The sequence below is a fragment of the Paenibacillus ihbetae genome (genome assembly GCF_002741055.1).
GTDB lineage: Bacteria > Bacillota > Bacilli > Paenibacillales > Paenibacillaceae > Paenibacillus_AQ > Paenibacillus_AQ ihbetae.
Map to the genome: position 1 here is coordinate 2,591,924 of NZ_CP016809.1, position 18,511 is coordinate 2,610,434.

An 18,511-nucleotide genomic window follows, 5' to 3' on the forward strand; every position below is an offset into this window, starting at 1 on the left:
GTCAATGGACATTTTTCCGAGTAAGCCAGTTTTTAAATAATAAGGTGATTAGCGCCAAAAGCAGGAGCAGGGAGGCTGCGGCAAACGATGCCGAGAACTGGTATTCATTGTACAGAATCTCGACATGCAGGGGCAGCGTATTGGTCTCTCCGCGGATATGGCCGGATACGACCGAGACGGCGCCGAACTCGCCCATGGCTCTCGCATTGCACAGAATGATGCCGTACAATAAGCCCCACTTGATGTTGGGCAGCGTCACCCGCGTGAAGATTTGCCAGCCCTTCGCTCCGAGCGTCACGGCCGCCTCCTCTTCCTTCGTCCCCTGTTCTTCCATGAGCGGAATAAGCTCCTTGGCCACGAACGGGAATGTTACGAACATCGTTGCCAGCACGATGCCGGGGACGGCAAATATGATTTTGATATCCTGGCTTGTAAGCCATGGGCCAAACCAGCCCTGGCGGCCGAAGACCAGCACGAAGATCAGCCCGCCGATCACGGGTGATACGGCAAAAGGAAGATCGATCAGCGTAACGAGCAGCTGCTTGCCTTTAAAGCTGAACTTCGTAATCGTCCAGGCTGCGATGACGCCGAAGATCGTATTGAGCGGCACCGCAATGGCGGCCACCAGCAAAGTGAGCCGAAGCGCGGATAGCGCATCCGGGTCGGATAAAGCCGCGATATACACGTCCCAGCCCTTCTTAAGCGCCTCCGTCAGCACCGTGACGAGCGGCAGGACGATCAGCCACAGCAGCACAAGTCCGGCCAGACTGATCAACGTCCACTTCACCCAGCGTTTCTCCTCGGCAGCCGGGGACGCCGAAGCTCTCTTCTTCACGGATGCCCCTGCAGGAACAATTCCAGCCATCGTCAATCCTCCCCTTCCAAGGTCAGCGCGCGGTCTTCCGCGTCCAATGCTGCAGAATGTTAATGCCGAGCAAGAGCACGAAGGAGATAAGCAGCAGCAGCAAGGCCACCGCCGTTGCCCCGGCGTAATCGAACTGCTCCAGCTTCGACATGATCAGAAGCGGCGCGATCTCCGTCTTCATCGGCATGTTGCCCGATATAAAGACGACGGAGCCGTATTCCCCGATGCCGCGGGCGAAGGCAAGAGCGAAGCCCGTCAGCAGGGGCGGGATCAGCGTCGGAAGAATAATCGTACGGAAGGTCCGCCATCTTCCCGCGCCAAGCGTCGCAGCTGCTTCTTCGGTATCCCGCTCCGCGTCCTCGAGCACCGGCTGCACCGTCCGTACGACGAACGGGATGCCGATGAACATCAGGGCCAGCGTAATGCCTAGCGGCGAGAACGCCGCTTTGATCCCTAGGGGTTCAAGCAGCGATCCGATCCAGCCATTGGCGGAATAGATCGCCGTCAAGGCGACGCCGGCCACGGCCGTCGGCAGGGCGAACGGCAGGTCGATCAGCGCATCCCACAGCTTTTTGCCGGGAAAGTCATAGCGGACCAGCACCCATGCCAGCAGCAAGCCCAGCACGGTATCCGCGAAGGCCGCCAATGCGGCGGTCGTCAGGCTGACCCGATAGGATGCCAGCACCCGCGGGTCGGCTGCGACCGACCAGAACTTTTCCCAGGTCAGCCCCGTCTGATTGAGCAGCAGAGCCGACATCGGCACCAGCACGATCAAGCTCATATAAAATACCGTAACGCCCATGCCGACCCCGAACCCGGGAAGCACGCTGCGATTGCTGCCGCCCCGTTTCTGTCGCTTAAGCACAGCCATTATTCACTCATCCCTTTCCGCCTTCGGCCCTCTTAGCCGATCAGCTGCCCGGCACGTAAATTTGATTGAAGATTCCGCCGTCATTGAAATGCTTCGTCTGCGTTTCCTCCCATGTTCCGAAGACGTCCTTGAGCGTAAACAGCTCGATCTCCGGAAACTTGTCCTTATATTTCTCGCTTACGCTTGCCAGCGTCGGCCGGTAGTAATTGTCAGCCGCGATCGTCTGTCCTTCCTCGCTGTACAGGTACTGCAGATAGGCTTCAGCCACCTCCCGCGTTCCGCGCTTGTCGACATTCTTATCCACGACGGCGACCGGCGGCTCGGCCAGGATGCTGACGGACGGATTGACGATTTCGAATTTGTCGGGACCGAGCTCGTTGATGGACAGATAGGCTTCATTCTCCCACGCCAGAAGCACATCGCCGATGCCGCGCTCCACGAAGGTGGTCGTTGCGCCGCGCGCTCCGCTGTCGAGCACCGGCACATGCTTGAACAATTCCTTCACGAATTCCTGCGCCTTCGCTTCATCATTGTTGTTGGCCTTAAGCGCATAGCCCCATGCCGCGAGATAGTTCCAGCGTGCGCCGCCGGAGGTTTGCGGGTTCGGCGTAATAACCTCGACGCCTTCCTTGATCAGGTCCGGCCAATCGTTGATCCCCTTCGGGTTGCCTTTGCGAACGAGAAACACGATCGTGGATGTATAGGGGGAGCTGTTGTGTTCAAACTTGCCCTCCCAGCCCTCTTCGATCAGCCCGGCCTGACGGATCGCATCGATGTCATAGCCGAGCGCCAGCGTTACGACATCGGCTTCCAGACCGTCGATAACCGACCGGCTCTGCTTGCCCGAGCCGCCGTGCGACTGCTTAAACGTAACCTTCTGCCCCTTCTCCTTCTCCCAGTACGCGGCAAATGCCTTATTGTACTGGTCATAAAGCTCTCTCGTCGGATCATAGGACACATTCAGCAGCTCTACGCTCTCCTTGGCGCCATCCGGTGCGGAATCCGAAGCCTTCGGCGTACTTCCATCCGCCGCATTCTTGCTTTCGCCCTGCGTGCCCGATCCGCATGCCGTGAGCATGACGGCCAGCAGCATCGTTAATCCTGCCAGAACCCCTATTTTCAACGTTTTCTTCATACCAGACCACTTCCCTTCTTTTTCTCTACAGAGGTTGTTCAAAAAGTCGCCTTTTGATCACGAAGTCAGTCAAGAAGTAACTCGGCATCGAATCTTGAATTCAGCCGGGCCTTCCGATGCTCACGTACCCAAAACGTACGCTCCACTTCTCAGTCCCTAACTTCATTCAACCTTCTCGGTGCTGAAAAACCGACTTTTTGAACTCGTATTTACTAAACAGGCTGCAGGACGACGCCATAAAAAAAGACAGAGGAAGGCTCGGCAGCATGAAGCGAGCGTTGAACCCGGTCTGTTCGACCTTAGGGCCCTGCCTCATGCCTGGGAGCGTTCCTCCGTCCGTACGGTGAGAACGATATATAATAATTCCTACCTGTTTAGTTTGTTATCTGTAATTCTAATGAGTCCCGGTGCTGCTGTCAAACCTTTTTTTGAATAAAATCCAGCAAGTTTATGCTCGGTCCAAAGCACCATTTTTCATGGCAAATCTCCCGCCGTTACGCGATTTTCCAGATCCTGATGGTTGTACGCCGCCGCTTCCGTCCTTATAATTCAACCCGAAAGGAGATGATCATCATACGAACGAATTTGCGGAAAATCATTTCTGCTCTTATCTTAAGCATTCTTCTGTTGATCCCGGTGCTCGCGCAGCCCGTCCAGGCAGCAGCCACGTTAAAGCCCGGCAGCGCCAACGGAGATGTATGGGATCTTCAGTATCGCTTGAAAACGCTTGATTTCTATACCCAGCCGCTCGATGGTAAATACGGACCGAACACCAAGGCAGCCGTCCTGCGTTTCCAAAAAGAGTACGGCGTTCCTGCCGACGGCATCACGGGTCCGCAGACCTGGAGACAGCTGAAAAAATATACGCTGAACCAGTCCGAAATGGACATTATGGCCAGAATCATCTACAGCGAAGCCCGCGGCGAGCCTTATAAAGGCCAGGTCGCGGTCGGAGCCGTTGTCATGAACCGTATACAGTCGAGTGAATTTCCGAATGACATTAGGGGAGTCGTATTCCAGCCGCGCGCCTTTACGGCCGTAGATGACGGCCAATATTGGCTGACGCCGAACCGAACCGCCTATATGGCGGCCCTTGATGCGGTGCGAGGTTGGGATCCGACCTACGAGTCGCTTTATTATTTCAATCCGGTCACGGCGACCAGCACCTGGATCTGGTCCAGGCCCCAGACGGTGCAGATCGGCAAGCATATTTTTGCACGATAACCTTCGTCTGGCCAAGGACCGGCCGCCCGTCATCATTGGCGGGGAGATCTAACGAAGCTAAAAAGCAGACACAGCAAGGGGCAGCCGCACCGTCAGACGGTGATGGCTGCCCCTTTAATCTATGCTCGGGAAGGAAGATCCCCGTCTTTCGGGGATCTTCTTGCTATATGTTATCCTCAAATCACCTTCGATTTTGCCTTCGCTTTTTCTACCGGGCAGATGCATACCGGACGCGTAACCTCCAGCGTATAGCCGGTCGATACCAGGTTTCCGGTTTCCGGATCGATCCGGTAGCTCGCCACCAGACTGCTGTCCTGATTCGCCGTAAGCAGAAACCCTCCCGGGAGTATATTGAAGTGGCGCGGGGTTTTCCCTCCGGAGGAAACCCAATTCACGGCTCTCAGCATGCCGGTATCCTGGTCGATGACATACTGGACAATGCTGTCGTGACCCCGGTTGGAAGCGTACAGCCAGCGGCCGCATGGGGCTACCAGCAGATGGGAGGATGTGTTGTTGTCCATCACGACATCTTCCGGCAGCGTGGAAGCATGCTGAAGAATTTTCAAATCCCCGAACGTTGCATCATAAGCATACGCCGTTACGGTGCTGTTCAGCTCATTGGTGCCGTATACCCATTTCCCGCTCGGATGGAAGGCCACATGGCGCGGACCCGAACCCGGCGGCAGGCTGATTTCGCGGTGCGTCACCAGCTTCCCTTCGTCCAGCCGATATAAGTTGACGTCATCCATGCCGAGATCGCTCACGACGATATATTTATGATGCGGGTCCTCAAACACCGAGTGCGGATGCGCCTCCGATTGGCGGTCATCGCGAAGCCCGCGTCCGCTGTGCTTGATCTTGGAGACGATTTCGCCCACTTTCCCGTCCTCCTCCAAAGCCAGCACGGAAATAGTCCCGTCGCTGTACCCCGTCGTAAGCAGATATTTACCGTCGGACGTGCGCGACACATGACAAGCGCCGGACGAGCCGGTAGGCTGGACGTTCAATATGGTCAATTCACCGTTTACGAGATTCGCAGAGTACGCGGCCACCTTGCTCTCGCCGACCTCGCTGGCGGCATACAGCACCGAGATGGACTCGTCAAAATCCAGGTAGGTCGGATTCTCGATGCCGGCGGTACCGCCAAGCAGCCTCAGTTCTCCCGTATTCCGGTCCATCGCTCCCCAATGAATGGCATTCTCTTTCTCGGAATTATATGTTCCTATGTAAAATATCAGTTCCTGTCCTGCTGTCATGTGATCCACTCCTTTATCATTGGATACGAAAAGCAAATCCACCGGCGTTCCTCTTCGTTCACTATGTATTACCCAATGCAGCCCCGGTCTTACCGTTACTCGGGCAAAAAACGGGGTCAGCCAAGAAGGCAGGGCATTCCATATATTAGTTCCGTAGAAAAGTATTGCCGGAGCTGGTTTTATCATGTACGATTACCACGATTACTACTCTATTCTATCATTAGATAAGGGAGATGACAGTAACTTGTACAAAAAAATCGGCCTTCTGGCCATCGCCTTCCTTCTGCTGCTCGGCGGTGCAGCCCAAGCCGTTCAGGCGAAGGAGCAGACCCGTATCCGCGTGTATCTGGACGGCCAGGAAATCAAGTTTCAGGCCCCGCCGGTCATGAAGAACGGGGTGACCTACGTCCAATTCCGGCCGCTGTTTCAGGCACTGAACTACACGGTTGGATGGGATGGCGCCAAGAAGCAAATTACGGGAACATATATCGACCAAAAGCTGCAGATGACGCTCGGCCAGTCCTCAGCTTACGTCAACAGCGTGAAAAGCAAGCTTCCGGGCGCTCCGTTTACGCAAGGAGGCAACACGCTCGTTCCGCTGCGGTTCGTCGCGGAAGCGACCGGCCTGCCGGTCAAATGGGATGCCAAGGCGCGGACGATCAAGATCGACCGCCAAGGGCCGACCATGAAGGCGAAAGCCGATATCGAGAAGCTGTACCGCACGCTGGACGCAGCCGAGAATGCCAAGGATCTCGCTAAGGCCAAAACGGTATATCATCCGCAATCCCCGCTTCTGGCCGGACTTGAGGAATACTATAAGGATCAATTCCAATTTGACCTTAACGTATCCAGCAAGATAGCGGACGTTACGCTTGCGGGCACAACGGCTGAAGCGTTCGTGGCCACGACCGTCCAGCGCGTATCGGGTCCCTTTACATGGGATTCTACGATCTACAGTTACAACTACTTCAAGAAGGACGCCTCCGGCGCTTGGAAGCTTGCATTCCCGGGAGAGTACGAGCAGGAGTACAACGTCTCCGACGAATTCCTTGAGTCCCGGGCCAACGTGCCTGAAGCGGAGCTGAAGGCGATTCAGGACGTGATCGATACCCAGTACAAAGGCTTTAACACCGAGAATGGCCAGCTGCTGATGTCTGTCATTCACCCGAACTCCGAATATTATGAGCTGTTCCAGAGCAGCATCGATGACGGCATTTTCGACGAGCTCAATTTCAACCTGAAGGACGAGGTAACCCATCCGCTCTTCTTCGACGGGGAGGACGCGGTCTTGTATATCGAGGAGAGCGATGATGCCGACGGCGATATGCTGTCCACCACCTATCTGTACTGGCTGACAAAGTCAGAAGGCAAGTGGATGATCTATGATGTGCTCGAGGTGGAGTAGCAGCATTTGTATTAAACCTGGATTGCCCGGACTATGAACCGGGCACGTGCTTAACGGCGATTCCTATCGGAGTCGCCGGCTTTCTATTTGGGTTATAACCTCCCCCTTCCTTCGGTTCTACTTCACTGAAATGGACATATACCATAGTAGTTATCCATGAAGGGGGCCTGTTATGGGAATCAAACTCATCAAAATTGCAGCCGTCTATTTTGTGATCGGCGTTTTGCTCGGCATGTATATGTCGATCTCCCACAGCTATACCTACAGCTCGATTCACGCGCACATCAACCTGCTCGGCTGGGCGTCTCTGGCTCTCGCAGGGATCGTTTACTATGTGTTCCCTGCCGCAGCGGAGTCAGCCGCGGGGAAGGTTCATTTTTGGCTGCATAACATCGGCCTGCCCATTATGATGATCGGACTGTTCCTCCTGATGAACGGGGCCGAATCCGTCGAACCGGTGATCGCAGTAGGAGGAGTCCTGGTGACGCTTGGTATTGTGGTTTTCTTGTATAACGTGTTAACGAATGTCCGGGAAGGTGCAAGACGGTAGGACTTGTGCTTGGCCGATTGAAGCTGTACGGGCATCCAGGGGAAATGGCTTTTATGCAAAATACTCTCTTGGATGACCCGTTTTTTCCGTGCCGTACGGACGCACGTCTTGGCCCGCGTGGGTCACCTCCTCCAAGTTTTGGGTAAGGATAGGTACCGTTCTCTTCGAAGGAGGCATCCAAGACATGTTGACCAATAGTGAAGTACACGTCACCTTCCGCTGCCGCGAGTGCGGCGGCGAAGTAGAGGCCCATTTCCATGAAGAACCGTTCACGACGGTTCACTGCCCGCACTGCGAGCACAGCTACTCCCTCATGCGGCCGACCATTGGGGAAGAAATACTGCTCGATTGGCAGAAGGAGGCCATCTTCCACAAGGTTCGGGCCGACCAGTCCGAACAGGACAAGCTCGAGCTTACGCTCCTGGTGATCAAAGTCGCCGAGCTGCTGACCTGGAAGGATGAGGGGAACGGCCACGTCCGGGCTATTGAAACGCTGCGGCAGTGGCTGCTGCTAAACGGCGTGCCCAAACCGCTCATCGAGCTGTTCGACGCCAAGCGTCCGGAAGGAAGCTCGCCGACCGAACGCAGGAAGTAGATCGGTGGAACTAACGATACAAAAGCCCCCCGGGAGATCCCGGAGGGCTTCTTCATTTTGGGGCGGGCCTTCCTTGCACCGTCGGCAGGATGGAGCTTCCAAGCTGCACCGGGTCCACCTATGCGGTCCGGACTTTGAATGGCCGCTTCAATCCCGGTACGGGATCGGCACCTCGATCGCTTGCTCGATCACGCCGGGAAAGCTGCTGACGTCAAAGGTCAACGGCTGCGGGTAATCCTCGGGCTCCAGATACAGGTATAGCGTCGTACTCCAGTATCCGTCCACTCCGGTCGATTCCGAAGTGGACCGGGAGCCTTCCTGCTCTTTAAATGTATGCCGCTTCCCTTTCCCATCCGTAAAACCCAGGGAGTCGATGGAGACTGCTCCATGATTGAAATCGCGTTCTTCATATTTTAGCGATAGCGTATATTTGTCCTTGCTCTTCGTGTAGTCTCCGAACTGAATACGATTCTCCGGCGAGCTCAGCACCTTCCGCCGCTCAACGTCCACGACGACCTGCATATCTCCCCGGTTTACGGCCTGCATCCCTCCAGCTTTCAACACGAGTCCATCCGGATGATCAAGTGCATTGCTCTCAAAAAAATACGTCATGTCCCCCTCGGCACCCGGCAGCCACGTCAGGGAATTGCCGAGCTGCACGGCGGAGAAACCGTCCTTGCGGGATTCGATATTAGGCTGGAACAATCCGGATACCTTCATCGAATTTTGCTTCGGAATATTCGCTTTCACTGTGATGCCCGCCGGTGACAGCACGGCCTCCTTAAGCGTCATGGTCTGCCCCTGGATTTCAATCACTCGGTTTAACGGCACGGTGCTTGTAAACCGTCTCATCGTTTCCAGATCAAGCTTCAGGTCCATCTCCATGACCTTCTCATCCGGTGACTTTGTGCTGTACATCGTATTCGTGGAATACGGAGCCACCGCGATGTCGAGGGTGACTGTTTCGGGGATTGGCGTGCTCTCCTCAAAATAAAAATTTACCTGCCTCGCCCACGTTCCAGCCTTCACAAGCGGATCCCCCCCTGTGCTGGAGGCGTAGGACAGCTTCTTGCCGGTGTCCGGCTGCCTCAGCTCTTCCCTCAGCACCATGGCATTTCGGTCCGCTCGATTCTCCAGCGTGTAGAAGACCTGCAGCCGCTCTGGTCCCGTCAGCACACCATGGATCGTGACCGTATACTCGCCTGATGCTTCGGATTGGTTCACCGGCTGGATCAAGCCGTGCCGATTCGCCGTCTGAGCCGTAATATCCCCTGCAAGATCGTACCCTGTCAGCGGCGGATACGGTCCTTGGGCGAGCTCCGGCGATGGCCCCGGCGGGCTGCCGCCTCCCCAAAGAGTCAGCAGCAGCACGGCGGCGGCAGCGATGACCGCGGCAGAAGCAGCGCGAAGACGATACCGGTTCTTCCGCCTCCGCTCCCCCGCCCGAATCCCGCCCCGAATGGCCGAATCGAGCGCCTCATCGGGCACCATCATGGATTCCTTCTCCTTTTCATCCTTCATGTCAGCCAGCAACCGTTCTTCTTTCTCAAACATGGAATAAGGCACCCCCCGGTTCCCCGATTTTCTGCCGCAGCAGCTTTAGTCCCTGATGGATCCGCGTTTTTACCGTGCCCTCAGGGCAGTCCAGAATGTCGGCGATTTCGGGTACGGTCATGTCTTGATAATATTTAAGAATCAGCACATGCCGATATTTGGGCTTCATCCGGCTTAACGCACGTTCCAGATCCAGCTTGCTGTCATTCATCATCTCGAATACCGTCCCCGATTCCAGCACTTTCTCCACCGGCACCGTCCGCGCTTTTCGCTTTTGCTCATCGATGCAGCAATGAATCAAGATCCGGATCAGCCAAGGAACGAACGCCTCCGGCCGCTTAAGCTTCCGGCGTTTCATCCATGCCCGGCACACCGTCTCCTGTAATACCTCCAGCGCATCAATCTCATTATGCAGATAGCTGTACGCGATCCCGTATAACCGCCTTCGGTGCCTTGCGACAAGCATGTAAAACGCCTCTTCGTCCCCCCGGCATGCAGCCAGCGCAAGCTCTTTCTCGTCCATCCGTCGTTCCTTCCCCTCATTAATCCTGCAGTTTTGTAAAAAGCCATATTACAGGCTTTTGCAAAAGTTCGATTTCAGCCGCTCCCGGGTACAATCAAGAGATCAACTAGACCGTTTTCGCTCATTTATTGCTGATTGAAAGTCGCTTTTTGGGTTCCAGCAAATTCCTCACTAATAATAAAGACCGTGCAGCATCGGAAATCGTTTTGTTTTTTTGAAAAAAACAGCAAAAAAGCCTGTCCGGCGGTCGGACAGGCGAATCATACGGCCATCTGTCAGCTTCTTCTGCGGCCCTTATATAAATAATGATATCCTAAGTAGGCAACCCCGCACAGCAACAGCAAGAGCGCCGAAAACCAGATGACCGGAAGCAGATACGGCGCATGCTCGCTTGCCACATACAGCAGCACTGCCGAGAAGGCATACATCAGCATCAACAGAACGATACGCTTGAAAAAGTCCATCTCGTCCGCCCTCTCACCCTTTGCGTAAAAGTTTAAAATAATCTACATTTTTTTCCGTAATATCTATTCTTTATGGTAACGCATCTATTATAAAATTGCACTCAAATTTTGGTAAAACTACACGTTTTCTAGTGATGGAACATTCATGTTCAAGAAATATTTAAAATTGGGCTTGCTAAAACTAATATCATTAGTTATTTTACTAACATAATTAGTTTATGAGCGAGAGGGGATTGATTTCATGTTAACCCGCACGATCGAACAGGTTACCCAAGTTTCGTTTTTGCCCCGCCTATTTCCCGTTAATGTCTATCTCGTTGAAGAAAATGACGGCTTGACGCTGATCGATGCCGGCATGCCGTTCTCCGAGAAAGGAATCCTCGAAGCCGCGGCGGCTATCGGAAAGCCGATTACGCGCATCCTGTTAACCCATGCCCACGATGACCATATCGGTGCCCTCGACGGGTTGAAGAAGGCGCTGCCTCAAGCCGCCGTGTATATCTCCCGGCGGGATGCGCAGCTGCTCGCCGGCCATCGGGACCTGCTCCCGGGCGAGCCGAAAACCGCGATCCGAGGCGGCGTGCCTAAGCCTAAAGCGGTAAAGACGGTACCGGATGTGCTGCTTGAGGACGGGGACAGCGTCGGCTCGCTTAAAGCGCTCGCGTCGCCGGGCCACACGCCGGGACATATGGCGTTTCTGGACCAGCGCAGCGGCATTCTGATCGCCGGTGACGCCTGGCAGACCCGCGGCGGATTGGCTGTCTCCGGCGTGCTCCGGCCTTGGTTCCCTTTTCCGGCGATGGCAACCTGGAGCAAGGAGCTGGCTCTGTCGACCGCGATTGCCCATGCAGCGCTTCAGCCTGCCGTGCTGGCCGTCGGACATGGTCCGATGATTATTCAGCCGGAGGCGCGCATGCAGCGTGCAATTGAAGAGGCGCATAGGCGCATCGGGAGGGCTGCACGATGAGTCCAAGACCCGGCATTGATCGCAACCAGCTCCTGCAGGCTGCGGCGGAGATCGCTGACCACAGCGGCTTCCATTCCGTTACGCTGGCCGCGCTGGCCGGCCGGCTCGGCGTCAGATCGCCGTCGCTCTATAACCATGTCGACGGACTTCCCGGCCTGCATGCCGCTTTAACGCAGTATGGCCTTCAGATTCTGCATGACCGGCTGCTGAAGGCTGTCGCCGGCCGTTCCGGCGAGGAGGCTCTTCGACACGTTTGCATCGCTTATGTCGAGTTCGCCAGAACGCATCCCGGCCTATATGAGGCCGCTCTTCAGCCGATCCAGCCGGATCAGGCCGACACGAAGCAGATCGGCGATGAGATTGTCAGGCTGCTGCTGCTGGTGCTCGCTCCTTACGGACTCGAAGAAGCCGGGGCGCTGCATGCGGTGCGGACGCTCCGAAGTCTGTGCCACGGCTTTTCCTCCCTGGAACGCGGCGGCCAGTTCGCCATGAATCTGTCCCTGGACGATACCCTCGCGTACATGATCGAGATATTCATCCAGGGGCTCAGCGCTCAGCGCAGACAGCATTAACCTTCCATCGCCCTTTTCGGGTGCTGTCAGGCGGCGCCGGACGATGATGGCCGCTGTTCGATGTCTCACAAGCCGGCGTACGGACGGCTTGGCCAGCGCCTGCTTCTTCACCGGCCGGCTTCTATCCCCCCTGATTTTGCCTGTCATGAGAATGTGCTATAATCAAGGAACAGAATATAGCCATCTCATCTTACTTAGGGAAAGAGGTTCTGAATTGTGGTTGATTTCAATTCCCCAATTCTTCAAATAGGCTCCACGGTCGCGATGCTCGTCATGGCATTAACGGTGATATTCATCCGGATGAAGGCCAGCCACCGGCCTGTAACCGTGAAGAAGATCATTATCCCGCCGCTCGCGATGAGCACGGGGTTTCTGATGTTCGTGGAGAAGCAGGTGCGAATCCCGATCTGGTGGGGGATCATCGCTTTTCTTGTCGGCTGGTTTATCTTCTCCTACCCGCTCATTCGGAGCACCCGGTTCGAGAAGGTGGACGGGCAGATCTTCATGCAGAAGTCACGCAGCTTTGTCTACATTCTGCTTGGCCTGCTGGCCTTCCGGCTTCTGCTGCACGGGTATATCGAGCAGCATATTTCCATTCCGCAGACGGCGGCGCTGTTCTTCCTGCTCGCATACGGAATGATCGTACATTGGCGCATCTCCATGTACCGCCAGTATCAGCAAATCACAGGCCCCGAAGCGGCCATGTGAGCTTAAACAAGACGCGAAAAAAGAGTGCCGATCCGCACGGTGCAAGGGCTCCCTTGAGCCAAGCCTTGTGCGGCCGCCACTCTTTTTCTATTTGCCGGATGGTCGGTTCCAATGGATCAATTCTGCTCCTCGCTTACCTTCACCAGCTGTTTCCCGAGATTCTCCCCGCTGAACAGCCCCAGGAACGCCTCCGGCGTATTCTCGAAGCCTTCGATGATATTCTCGGCATGCTTAATCTTTCCGTCACGCAGCCACTCGGCCAATTCGTGCAGCGCTTCATTATACCGGCTCTGATAATCGCCGACGAGAAATCCCTTCATTAAGGCCGTATTGGTCAGCAGCAGGCTTTGAATCCTCGGACCGGTGTCCGGCTTCTCCAGATTGTACAGCGCAATTTGTCCGCAAATCGGAATGCGGGCATTTTTGTTAATCAGGCGCAGCACCGCATCGGAAACCTCCCCGCCGACGTTATCGAAGTAAATGTCCACCCCATCGGGGCAAGCCTCCCGGAGCTCATCCTCAAACGTCTCCGAATGATAATTCAGGGCCGCGTCAAAGCCGAGCTCCTCCGTCAAATACCTTATCTTCTCATCCGACCCGGCAATGCCGACCACACGGGTTCCCTTTATCTTGGCAATTTGCCCAACGATCATGCCGACGGCTCCGGCGGCCCCGGAGACGACGACCGTCTCGCCGGCCTGAGGCTGGCCGATGTCGAGAAGCCCGAAATACGCCGTCAAGCCGGTCATCCCGAGCACGCCCAGCGCGGTTGATACGGGAGCCAGCTCCGGATTGATCTTGCGCAGCGTGGATGAGCTCACGACCGCGTACCGCCGCCAGCCCCAGTTGCCTGCAACGAAATCGCCTTCCCGAAATCCCGGGTGCGTCGATTCCATGACCTGGCCGACCGCGCCGCCCTGAATGACCTCGCCCACCTCATAGGGCTTGACATAGCTTTTCGCATCGCTCATTCTTCCCCGCATATACGGGTCAACCGAAAGATACACCGTCCGCACCAGCACTTCGCCGGCCTGCGGAACAGGCATGGGCTGTTCCTCGAACGCAAAATCCGCCTGATTCGGCATCCCTTGCGGACGCTTGGCCAGTATAATTTGCTCATTGACAGACATATGAGTACCCTCCTTTATGAAGTCATTACATTCATTTACCCATTTTGTCCGATCCTGATCCATTTCATAAATCAGCTTGATGCAAATTTACCGTTTAAGACGCAGCGCAGCCCCAATTCTCCATGCCCCTGCTTGGGGAATGCCCCGGCAGGACTACCTGCTCTTGACGAGGAGATTCACCGCTTCTTGAACAAGCTTCTCCGTATTCTCGCCGTCCTCCTCAGCCTTGCGCACGCATTCCACCAGATTGGCGCTGACCACGACGCCGATCGTGCGGTCGATCGCCGTACGGGCAGCCGTTAATTGCGTGATAACCTCCCGGCAGTCCTTCGCCTCCTCCATCATTTTCAATATCCCCCGAAGCTGTCCTTCAATCCGCTTTACCCGGTTCTTCACCTGATCGTCGTACTGCATTCCTTGTCATCCCCTTTAACGTTTATCCGTTCATGCTCGTCCCTCTTCTTCTAATTATAGCATCATTCATGCCCCCGAAGCCCGCAATCATACCCATATCCGGCACAGGTTCGGTACTATGATCGGCTGCTGAATCTCATTATTGCTCCTGGCTTAGGGCTTGTATCGTTGCGGAGCGCATGGTATATTTTTAGCAGAGTCATCACATTCATAATTTAAAGGCAATGTTATCTTACTTGAGGTTTTGCACAAATCCATAGAGCGGTTTTCAATCAACAATATAGAGGTGAAACGGTCTAATTCGTCTGTATATTGTATACCTGAAGCAGCTGGAATCGGATTTTGCAAAATCCCTGACTTACAAAAGGTACAACCTCGGCTATTTTTTAGTCCTGGATGTGCCTTTTTTAATTTTGTCAATCAAAGGAGGAATTTATCGATGTTCTTGGAAGCCATTTATCATCGTCCGCGCAAAAACTGGTCCTACGCCTACGACGGCACGACCGTTCACCTCAGAATCCGCGCGAAAAAGGATGACCTCACCGAGGTGTACGCGCTTGCCGGCGATAAATACATGTGGGATCAGACGATGGAATACATTCCGATGACCAAGCTGGCTTCGGATGAGCTGTTCGACTATTGGGAGTGCGAGGCTACGCCGCCGTACCGCCGCCTGAAATACGGCTTCCTGCTCCAAAAGGGACAGGAGAAGCGCTGGATGACGGAATACGACTTCCTCACGGAGCCGCCGGCTAATCCGGATCGCCTGTTCGAATACCCGTTCATCAACCCGGATGACGTATTCCAGCCGCCGGCTTGGGTGAAGGACGCCGTATTCTATCAGATTTTCCCTGAGCGTTTCGCAAACGGCGATCCGAGCAACGATCCGGAAGGCGCCCTGCCGTGGGGAAGCGCAGAGCCGACGCCGAACAACTTCTTCGGCGGCGACCTCCAAGGGGTGATCGATCATCTGGATCATCTGAGCGAGCTGGGCGTCAACGCGATCTATTTCACGCCGCTGTTTAAAGCAACGACCAACCATAAATACGATACGGAAGACTATTTGGAAATCGACCCTCAGTTCGGGGATAAAGATACGCTGAAGAAGCTGGTCGACCTGTGTCACGCCCGGGGGATCCGCGTGCTGCTGGATGCGGTCTTCAACCATTCCGGCAGAACGTTCGCGCCATTCGTGGACGTGCAAAAGAACGGCGAAAAATCAAAGTACAAGGACTGGTTCTATATCCGTTCCCTGCCGCTTGAAGTGGTTGACGGCATCCCGACCTACGATACCTTCGCCTTCGAGCCGCTCATGCCGAAGCTGAACACGGAAAATCCGGAGGTGCGGGCTTATCTCCTGAAGGCTGCCGAATACTGGATTAAAGAGACTGGTATCGACGGCTGGCGTCTGGACGTTGCGAACGAGGTCGGACACAGCTTCTGGCGCGAATTCCGTCAGGTCGTGAAAAAAGCCAATCCTGACGCCTACATTCTAGGTGAAGTATGGCACGAATCCTCCATCTGGCTTGAAGGGGACCAGTTCGACGCGGTCATGAACTATCCGTTCACGAATGCAGTGCTGGACTTCTTCATTAACCGCACCGCGGATGCGGAGAAGTTCTCGTTCATGCTCGGCAAGCAGCTTGCGGGTTATCCGCGACAGGCCAGCGAAGTGATGTTCAATCTGCTGGACAGCCACGATACCGCGAGACTGCTGACGCAGGCCGGCGGCGACAAGCGCCTGATGAAGCTTGCGGCCATGTTCCAATTCACTTATTTCGGCACCCCTTGCATTTACTATGGCGACGAAATCGGCATGGACGGCGGACACGACCCGGGCTGCCGCAAATGCATGGAGTGGGATGAGACCAAGCACGACAAGGACCTGTTCACGTTCTACCAGACCCTCATCAAGCTTCGCAGATCCCATCCGGCCCTGCGCACAGGCTCCTTCAAGTTCCTGCAGGCGGAGAAGAACGGCGGCAAGCTTGCCTACCTGCGCGAGGACGACAACGAAACGATTATCGTGGCGGTCAACAACGATAAAGCCGGCAATACCCTGTCCTTGCCTGTCCAGCATCAGCAATGGACCAACCTGTGGAACGGTCAACCGCTCGGCGCTAAGCAAGGCCAGCTGACCGTGAAGCTGCCTGCGTACGGGTTTGCGATTTTGAAGGCCCAGCAATAATTGATATTCTACAATAAGAGCAGCTCCCTTCGAACGCCGTGGCTTACGGCTCGGGGGAGCTTTTTTAATGCCGGGGATTTCGTTTCTCGGCTTTCCTGCATAAAGCTCGAATTCCTCCGTTTTTTCTATTGACTAACCGGTCAATCAATAATAAAATGAACGCATCGGCCGATCCATATTTCGGAAAATGAATGGAGGGTATTCACATGGATTTGTATTACGAGATACACGGCAGCGGAAAGCCGATCTTGATGATTCACAGCGGCGGCGCCGATTCGCGGGACTGGAGCCTTATCACGCCGCTGCTCCAACATCGCTTTCAAGTGATTACGATGGACGGTAGAGGAATCGGCAACTCCCCTTCTCCTGTCGAGCAGCCCAATTATATTCTTGATGTGCTGTCCCTGCTGGACCATCTTAACCTTCCGCAGGCCGCCATCGTCGGCCACTCCATGGGCGGCCAGATTGCCACCGAATTCGCGATCCATTATCCTGAAAGAGTATCGGAGTTAGTCCTGATCGCACCCGCCTTATCCGGCTATCCGTATTCCGATGAATTCCAGGACTATATGAAACATGTGGACGAGGCCGCACCGGATGTAGAGCTGATGATTGAGCGTTCGATCGGCGCCCCTTCCTACAAGGTTGCTAGAAGCAGCCCCCAGCGGGAGCTTATGGTTGACATGCTGCGCCGTCATTTCATGCGTACCTTTACGTGGCCTGCCGCTGCCTTTGCGCCGATCTGGCCGGCGCCGCCTGCTTACGAGCGGCTCGAAGAGATCCGGGCCAGGACGCTATTCATCATCGGGGACCAGGAGCTGCCGGATAACCTGCTGGTCGCCGAAAGCTTCGAGCGCGTGCCGGACATCCGATTCATCAGGATGACAGGGGCCGATCACATGGTCACGCTGACTCATCCTGAAGCCGTATCTCAGCATATTAGCGATTTTGTGGAGGACTGAAGGATTCATGCCGCGGACACCTAGCGAGAACGAACGCATTCGACAAATGGCGAAAGCCAACATTTTGGAAGCCGCAATGGATTTGTTTATCCGCCAAGGCTACCATGCCACCTCCATCAGCGATGTAGCCCGCCATGCCGGGATTTCCAAAGGCCTGATGTATAATTATTTTCAAGGCAAGGAGGAGCTGCTCGCCACGATGGTAACGGAACGCGTCGAGGCCATCGCGCAGGTCTTGCAGGATGCGGCGGCGCTCGCCGAGCCTATTGAGCAGCTGAAGTTCATTATCGGGCATGCCATCGACAGCGTTTATCAAAAGCCGGAGGAGCACCGGTTCTACCTCCATCTCCAGACTCAGCCCGAAGCCGACCAGGAGCTGATCAAGTACAGCAGGCTCCTCGTAGAGGAAGCAGCCCGGCAGTTCGAGCTCCAATGCAGGATTTTCGAGCAGCTCGGCGTTCCTGAACCGCGCAAGCGCTCGCTTTATTTTTCCTCTACGCTCCAAGGCATCATGCTCATGATCTCCACCTACCCCCAGCAATTTCCGATTGAGGAGATCAAAGCGCAGATGCTGGACGAATTCAGCCGCCGGCAACCCTATTAACGCCATTGACGGCCCCTGATAGAAGGAACGGGCATGCCTCATCCATTGAATTGCCTGTGTTGGTTTCAAGCTTTTGTCGTATAACTTTGGTTAAAGATGCGTAAATTTAAAAAGCCGCGATGCTGGACACATCGCGACTTCTAACAAAGGCCGGCGGGCGACCACGGCGGGAATTTCACAATTCAATGAGAAACCACCGGATAGCTTGGCGCCAACCTCTTTCCCGGTGGTTTTGCTTGTTTGGCCGCGATCGTTTCCGGGCGTTAACTAAAGCATTCAGGCCAGTCATAATCCCGGCCAGCTTCAGCATTCCCCCAAAAGCTTGAGCGTCAACTCAAGAAGGGACACGGCGTCATCTCCTTTCGCCGCGTCACTCCCACCGGTTACTTTGTCTCTCCAATTATACTGTAGTTCCCCTGGGTCAACTTTCATTTCCGTTACTTGAACGCTAGAATTTCCCGCTATAAGCTTCTGATAGATCCCTTGGCATTAACCCCATTTGGGGACGTGGCAGAGCAGTTTAT

General features: G+C 55.0%; 19 protein-coding genes. 10 read left to right on the plus strand and 9 right to left on the minus strand.

Features of this window, described 5'->3' with window-relative positions; all coding sequences use genetic code 11:
• Nucleotide 1: 1 nt before the first annotated feature.
• From cysW to BBD41_RS11650, 3 genes are read right to left on the minus strand one after another with little or no spacing between them, the layout of a single operon-like run.
• Nucleotides 2–865, minus strand: a complete 864-nt coding sequence (gene cysW, locus BBD41_RS11640) for a sulfate ABC transporter permease subunit CysW (RefSeq protein ID WP_099477687.1) — start codon at nt 863–865, stop codon at nt 2–4.
• A gap of 22 nt (nt 866–887) precedes the next feature.
• A complete protein-coding gene (gene cysT, locus BBD41_RS11645; RefSeq protein WP_077569980.1) occupies nt 888–1,736 on the minus strand; it encodes a sulfate ABC transporter permease subunit CysT in 849 nt (282 codons plus the stop codon).
• Between the two features lie 40 nt (nt 1,737–1,776).
• Nucleotides 1,777–2,871 (minus strand): sulfate ABC transporter substrate-binding protein, encoded by a 1,095-nt coding sequence (locus BBD41_RS11650; protein WP_099477688.1) that lies wholly within the window; start codon nt 2,869–2,871, stop codon nt 1,777–1,779.
• 564 nt (nt 2,872–3,435) lie between these two features.
• Between BBD41_RS11650 and sleB the strand changes: the two genes are divergently transcribed.
• On the plus strand, nt 3,436–4,095 hold the full coding sequence (gene sleB / locus BBD41_RS11655; protein ID WP_077570704.1) for a spore cortex-lytic enzyme: 660 nt from the start codon (nt 3,436–3,438) through the stop codon (nt 4,093–4,095).
• A gap of 176 nt (nt 4,096–4,271) precedes the next feature.
• On the opposite strand, the gene BBD41_RS11660 is transcribed toward sleB, so the two are convergent.
• Nucleotides 4,272–5,351: a lactonase family protein gene (locus BBD41_RS11660; RefSeq protein ID WP_077570706.1), complete on the minus strand. Its 1,080-nt coding sequence runs from the start codon at nt 5,349–5,351 to the stop codon at nt 4,272–4,274.
• A 244-nt stretch (nt 5,352–5,595) separates the two neighbouring features.
• On the opposite strand from BBD41_RS11660, the gene BBD41_RS11665 reads away from it, so the two are divergent.
• The 3 genes from BBD41_RS11665 (at nt 5,596) to BBD41_RS11675 (ending at nt 7,901) form a co-directional block, all read left to right on the plus strand.
• On the plus strand, nt 5,596–6,756 hold the full coding sequence (locus tag BBD41_RS11665) for a copper amine oxidase N-terminal domain-containing protein (RefSeq protein ID WP_099477689.1): 1,161 nt from the start codon (nt 5,596–5,598) through the stop codon (nt 6,754–6,756).
• 172 nt (nt 6,757–6,928) lie between these two features.
• Nucleotides 6,929–7,306: a cytochrome-c oxidase gene (locus BBD41_RS11670; protein WP_099477690.1), complete on the plus strand. Its 378-nt coding sequence runs from the start codon at nt 6,929–6,931 to the stop codon at nt 7,304–7,306.
• 184 nt (nt 7,307–7,490) lie between these two features.
• Nucleotides 7,491–7,901, plus strand: coding sequence for a hypothetical protein (locus tag BBD41_RS11675; protein WP_077569984.1), 411 nt, complete (start codon nt 7,491–7,493; stop codon nt 7,899–7,901).
• A gap of 147 nt (nt 7,902–8,048) precedes the next feature.
• Here the strand turns inward: BBD41_RS11675 and BBD41_RS11680 are convergent, their stop codons facing one another.
• From BBD41_RS11680 to BBD41_RS11690, 3 genes are all read right to left on the minus strand, one after another.
• Nucleotides 8,049–9,455 (minus strand): DUF4179 domain-containing protein, encoded by a 1,407-nt coding sequence (locus tag BBD41_RS11680; protein ID WP_099477691.1) that lies wholly within the window; start codon nt 9,453–9,455, stop codon nt 8,049–8,051.
• Nucleotides 9,448–9,978, minus strand: coding sequence for a sigma-70 family RNA polymerase sigma factor (locus BBD41_RS11685; RefSeq protein ID WP_099477692.1), 531 nt, complete (start codon nt 9,976–9,978; stop codon nt 9,448–9,450). The genes BBD41_RS11680 and BBD41_RS11685 overlap by 8 nt, the downstream gene beginning before the upstream one ends.
• Nucleotides 9,979–10,253: 275 nt before the next feature.
• Complete coding sequence (locus tag BBD41_RS11690) at nt 10,254–10,442, minus strand: hypothetical protein (protein ID WP_099477693.1); 189 nt, start codon at nt 10,440–10,442, stop codon at nt 10,254–10,256.
• A 241-nt stretch (nt 10,443–10,683) separates the two neighbouring features.
• On the opposite strand from BBD41_RS11690, the gene BBD41_RS11695 reads away from it, so the two are divergent.
• The 3 genes from BBD41_RS11695 (at nt 10,684) to BBD41_RS11705 (ending at nt 12,689) form a co-directional block, all read left to right on the plus strand.
• Nucleotides 10,684–11,409, plus strand: a complete 726-nt coding sequence (locus BBD41_RS11695) for an MBL fold metallo-hydrolase (protein ID WP_099477694.1) — start codon at nt 10,684–10,686, stop codon at nt 11,407–11,409.
• Complete coding sequence (locus tag BBD41_RS11700; RefSeq protein WP_099477695.1) at nt 11,406–11,981, plus strand: TetR/AcrR family transcriptional regulator; 576 nt, start codon at nt 11,406–11,408, stop codon at nt 11,979–11,981. Before BBD41_RS11695 ends, BBD41_RS11700 begins: the two co-directional genes overlap by 4 nt.
• A gap of 216 nt (nt 11,982–12,197) precedes the next feature.
• Nucleotides 12,198–12,689, plus strand: coding sequence for a CcdC family protein (locus BBD41_RS11705; RefSeq protein WP_077569990.1), 492 nt, complete (start codon nt 12,198–12,200; stop codon nt 12,687–12,689).
• 116 nt (nt 12,690–12,805) lie between these two features.
• Here the strand turns inward: BBD41_RS11705 and BBD41_RS11710 are convergent, their stop codons facing one another.
• The gene (locus tag BBD41_RS11710; protein WP_099477696.1) at nt 12,806–13,819 is read right to left on the minus strand and encodes an NADP-dependent oxidoreductase; all 1,014 of its coding nucleotides are present in this window, start codon (nt 13,817–13,819) and stop codon (nt 12,806–12,808) included.
• A 153-nt stretch (nt 13,820–13,972) separates the two neighbouring features.
• A complete protein-coding gene (locus tag BBD41_RS11715) occupies nt 13,973–14,233 on the minus strand; it encodes a metal-sensitive transcriptional regulator (protein ID WP_077569992.1) in 261 nt (86 codons plus the stop codon).
• Between the two features lie 439 nt (nt 14,234–14,672).
• On the opposite strand from BBD41_RS11715, the gene BBD41_RS11720 reads away from it, so the two are divergent.
• From BBD41_RS11720 to BBD41_RS11730, 3 genes are all read left to right on the plus strand, one after another.
• Nucleotides 14,673–16,421: an alpha-glycosidase gene (locus BBD41_RS11720; protein WP_077569993.1), complete on the plus strand. Its 1,749-nt coding sequence runs from the start codon at nt 14,673–14,675 to the stop codon at nt 16,419–16,421.
• Between the two features lie 206 nt (nt 16,422–16,627).
• Nucleotides 16,628–17,383 (plus strand): alpha/beta fold hydrolase, encoded by a 756-nt coding sequence (locus BBD41_RS11725; RefSeq protein ID WP_099477697.1) that lies wholly within the window; start codon nt 16,628–16,630, stop codon nt 17,381–17,383.
• A 7-nt stretch (nt 17,384–17,390) separates the two neighbouring features.
• On the plus strand, nt 17,391–17,987 hold the full coding sequence (locus tag BBD41_RS11730; RefSeq protein WP_099477698.1) for a TetR/AcrR family transcriptional regulator: 597 nt from the start codon (nt 17,391–17,393) through the stop codon (nt 17,985–17,987).
• Nucleotides 17,988–18,511: the final 524 nt, after the last annotated feature.